General features: G+C 33.6%; 5 protein-coding genes. All 5 read left to right on the top strand.

Features of this window, described 5'->3' with window-relative positions:
- Positions 1-651, top strand: a 651-nt coding sequence (locus tag N5D46_RS14400) for a helix-turn-helix transcriptional regulator (RefSeq protein ID WP_280050411.1), incomplete at its 5' end; no start/stop codon positions are given.
- Positions 652-664: 13 nt separating this feature from the next.
- A complete protein-coding gene (locus tag N5D46_RS14395; RefSeq protein WP_280050410.1) occupies positions 665-1,870 on the top strand; it encodes a DNA cytosine methyltransferase in 1,206 nt (401 codons plus the stop codon).
- Entirely contained in the window at positions 1,870-3,108 is a 1,239-nt protein-coding gene (locus N5D46_RS14390) for a hypothetical protein (protein ID WP_115001166.1), read from the top strand. Before N5D46_RS14395 ends, N5D46_RS14390 begins: the two co-directional genes overlap by 1 nt.
- Before the next feature lie 2 nt (positions 3,109-3,110).
- Positions 3,111-3,566, top strand: a complete 456-nt coding sequence (locus N5D46_RS14385; protein ID WP_115001168.1) for a hypothetical protein — start codon at positions 3,111-3,113, stop codon at positions 3,564-3,566.
- Positions 3,567-3,849: 283 nt separating this feature from the next.
- A complete protein-coding gene (locus N5D46_RS14380; RefSeq protein WP_280050409.1) occupies positions 3,850-4,689 on the top strand; it encodes a hypothetical protein in 840 nt (279 codons plus the stop codon).
- Positions 4,690-4,700 lie beyond the last annotated feature (11 nt).

The following is a 4,700-nucleotide window of genomic DNA, read 5'->3' as shown; positions in this document are numbered from 1 at the left end:
TCGCATTGGCAAAATGGCGGGTTAAGTGCAAACTTCAACTTTTGTGCTTTTTTATCCGCCGAATGTGTTCCACATTCGCTTTTTATTTGTAAGTTAGCTCTGTGGAAACACATCGGCTACGTTACTGCTAAATTGAACTTTCGGTCCAATTTATCCGCCACTTCGCCAATGCGTTTCCCGTTATCGCTCAGTGTAAAAAGCCAACCGCACAAATGGCACATTTGGTTTTTGCCGACACACGAGCCAACGCTCAAAAAACCAAAAGAGCCATTTTTTTCCAACGCTCGACAACCAAGTGAAAATAATTTATTACTTTTGACCAAATTTAGACAAGTACAAAACAAGACAATGACACTTGGACAAAAAATAAGAGAATTAAGGGAGCAAGCTGGTCTTAAGCAGAGAGAATTAGCTTATCAACTCGGTATTGGAGAAGGTTTTCTAAGTAAAGTTGAGAATGACCAGAAACCCTTAAAAAGAGAAGATTTAACTAAGTTGAATGAACTCTTTAAAACACCAATTGAAGAATTGGAATCTTTGTGGCTAGCTAACAAAGTATATTCTATTGTTAGAGACGAAGAAACCGCATTATCAGCATTAAAAGTTGCTGAAGAGCAAATCACTTACAACACTTTAAGGAATGGAAAATAAAATAATTGATACAATGCCGACAGAAATTTCAGTTGTTGAAGAGCCTCAAATCAACATTTATGGAGAAATTGAACCAGACGTCTTAGAAAAAAGTGTTTGGGATAAATCAGTAAAAGTTGAGGAGAATGGCTACTATTGGAAAAAAGACCCCGTTTTTACCAAAGGTGGAGAAATTCCAAATGACAAACCAATAATTGTAGAATTGTTTTGCGGGTGCGGAGGAACTTCAATGGGATTTGAAATGGCTGGTTTTGAAGTTGTTTTAGGTTGTGATATACACGCCCCATCTATTCAAACATTTAAAGCAAATCATCCAAATTGCTCTACAATTTTAGGTGATGTAAAAAAAGTTGACCCAAATACCATTAAAGAACTTCTAAATGGAAGGCAATTAGATGTAATAATCGCTGGTGTACCTTGTCAAGGTTTTTCCCTGAATAACAGAAAGAGACATCAAGAAGATGATAGAAATTTGATGTATAAGGAATTTGTTAAGTTTATAGAAGTCCTTCAGCCTAAAGTGGTAGTCTTAGAGAATGTTTCAGGTATGAAAAGTACAGGCAATTTTGTAGAAGAAATTGAAAAAGACTTATCAAGAGCAGGTAAAATGAAAGTCAAAAGTAAACTTCTATATGCTCCTGATTATGGCGTTCCTCAAAAAAGAAGCAGATTAATTTTTGTTGGAATAAGAGGCGAAGAATTTGATTTTAATAACATTGAGAAAACCCACGGGCCAGAAACAGGCAATCCTTATGTAACCATCAAAGATGCCATAGGTGATTTACCTGCTTTAAATCCAAAAGAGACAAAGAAAAGATACAAATCAGAGCCTTTTTCAGAATACCAAAAATTAATGAGGATGAATACAAATGGAACAGTTCAATGTCATACTGCACCTAATCATCCTAAAGACACAATTGAGAAAATTAAAAACACAAAACCTGGAGAACCAATGTATCCAAAGTTCAAACAGAGAATACGGTTAGCTTGGGATATTTTAAGTCCAACACAAGTTTCTGGTGGAATAAGACCACAATTCCAATTCGGTCACCCAGAAGATGCTAGAGGTTTAACGATTAGAGAAAGATGTAGAATTCAAAGTTTTCCAGATGATTTTATTGTAAAAGGAGGAATTGTTCAAGGTAGAGTTCAAACAGGAAACGCTGTGCCTCCTTTATTAGCGAAAGCTGTAGCACTTGCAATTAAAAAGTACTTATAATGAACTATAGAATATGGTATAGTACTGAGCCTTTTGCCGATTTTGTTATTGACAATACAGAACTCAGGAATAAAACATACGTCAAGAAAAAAATGTATGAAAGTGATGCAAACAATGCAAAGAACTTTCATACAATGCCTGACCACATAAAGAAAATACTTTATTTGGATGCACCTGATTTAATCGTAGAAATTGACCACGAACCGATTTTTTCTATCGAAGTGTCAACAGAAGCTGGCACAGGACACAATGTGTTTCAACGTTTTGCTAGGTTGGCAGCCTCGGTTGAAAATAATGTGCCATCCTTTTATATATATCCAGAAGCAGTTATTATTCATAGGCAGAATAGTTCGAAATGGGATAAAATTAATCCATTAATTTTTAAAGCATTAGAACACGTAATGTCTATTTATAATATTCCCTCTCTATTTTATTATTTCCCTTCTGACTTTAGAGAGTATGAATATAACCCTATGGATAGTCCTAATTTAAGAGAAAAAGGATTAAAATATGATGGCAACAGAAATTATTCCGGAAGTCCACTTGGTACGGATCAAGAAATGATAAAAATGTTCGCTGCAATAAATGAAATCATTTCAATCAATGAAAGGCACGGGGTTATTAAAGGGCGTGAAAAATTATTGGCGAACAGAGATATAATTGAGAGAAAAGATTTAATGCAAAGTGAATATTCTGGTAAAGACGGTAATTTGTCTATGTCTCCACTTTCTGCAACTCAATTAATTCCAACTTCTTATATATTAAATTATTTATCACAGTACGAAAATGCTGATTATGAAATTGGTGAACTACTAAGAAGTAGAGAAAATACATTGGTTTATCAAGTAGATTCGAGAACATTTAGGTCAGACCCTTATGCTGGTTGTATAGCAGCAATTGATTACCTTAAATGTAGAGAAGGAAAGACATTCGAAGAAAGAAGATATAATTTAATTACCATTTGGGGAAAACTAACTATTGATGAAGAAAATGAAACCATCATTGTATCTACTGAAAATGGAAGCACAATCAAATCGCTTTCTGATTCGGTGAAATCTAGTGAGTCAAAAAATATTTTGACGAAAGATTATGAGGATTTAAGAAGTCACGAAATTCCTAGATACTTTATGCAAATGCGATATGGCTCTACATTTTCAAAAACTAAGGTAGTCAGGATTTTTGCATACTTTGCTGATGCAATTATTTTTCCTGACGGTGCATTATGGAGAGACGCCTAACTATGAGAGAAGAAAGAGTTACAATTAACATATTGAATTGGCTGGAACGTAATGGCTGGAAAATTGTTTGTTATGACTTTCCACAAAGCGGAACAGGGGTTTTACTCCACCCAAATTCAGACGAAAATAGAACTACAAAAAACAAAGGTGGTATAATTCCTGATATTTTAGCAACTAGAAATTCTGTTGCTTTATTTTTTGAAAACAAAGACAGATTTGTGCTATCTGATTTTGAAAAATTGAAGGAAATAAAAACATTAGGAAACTTCTCAAATTCTTTATATGCAATATTATCAGATTTTAATGTAACATCAATTTACTACGGTGTTGGAATACCAGCAATCGAGAAACATATCAAAAAATCTTTGGAAAATATTGACGGTATAGACTTTTTAATTAGCACTCTTGAAAATGGAGAAATTGAGATAAACTTTGACAAAAATGAAGTCCTACGCTAACAGCCACACACATTGCCAAGCCACAAAAGCCAAAGCTCAAACCCAAGCTTGGCAAAGAGTGTGTCTGTCCCAACGCTCGACAAAACCGACAGAAAATCGAACGGACGAAAAAGAACACCGAAGCGATAACAGGCGTTTGGCTCAATGGCGGGTGACTTGGTTAATTGAACATTCTACCTCGCATCAACTTTTGTGGTGTATTGACAGTTTTGTGCTCCGAAATCCGCCACTGCGCCAAGCGCCAAAACGTTAGCAGTAATCTTTACCAAACTATGTACACAAAATGAAAATCATTAATTTTTTTCCAATCTTATTAATCCCTATTTCTTGTATTTCTCAAAATGTTTCAGAAAAATACATCATTGATGATGATGGAATTAGTGTTGAAAAAAATGACAGTAAGAAAAAATATGATGAAATATATAACTCTAACAATGAAATATACAAAATTGGTCGAATTTTCACATTTTCTTACTATTACGAAAACCTCAATGGTAAAAAATTTTTGATTGCAAAAGGAGATGAAATTAAAAAAGAGAATTATAGTATATTCGATTGGAAATTTATAGAAATAGAAAATCAAAATGACGAAACTGTAAATAAAATAAATCTGAAGCCGATTGCTGGAAATCCTTTTCAATCACAAATTGACGATTATAATCAAACTGGAATTTCCTACGAATTTATTATGAACAATGAACGACCATTAACAATGGAAGTTACAGGAGCATTTGAAAACGAAATGAATGTTTGGATTCATCCTCCGAGAAGCAGTTTTTTCCAAATTTTAGAAATAAATCCGTTTCCATATATAAAAGCACCATACAAAATTGGAACAAAATGGAACTGGAAACTCGGAATTGGAGATCATTGGTCCGATAAAAGATGGTTGGAATGGAAAGGAGGAATTGAAAATAATTATGAGTATGAAATCGTAGATAAGAAAAATATTTCTACAAAATTGGGAAATTTAGAATGTTATATTGTAAATGCAAAGGCAAAAAGCAGAATTGGAGAAACCGAATTAATTTCTTATTTCAATCTTAAGTATGGATTTGTAAAATTAGAATATAAAAATATTGACGGAACAAAAACAATTCTCGAACTTGAAAAAGTAGAATAAAAAGACTACAG

Origin of the sequence: Empedobacter sp. GD03865 (assembly GCF_029840775.1) — a bacterium.
In the GTDB taxonomy this organism is placed as follows: Bacteria; Bacteroidota; Bacteroidia; order Flavobacteriales; family Weeksellaceae; genus Empedobacter; species Empedobacter falsenii_B.
The sequence above is the reverse complement of the archived record's forward strand: the minus strand, read 5'-3'. Positions and strand labels throughout refer to the sequence as shown.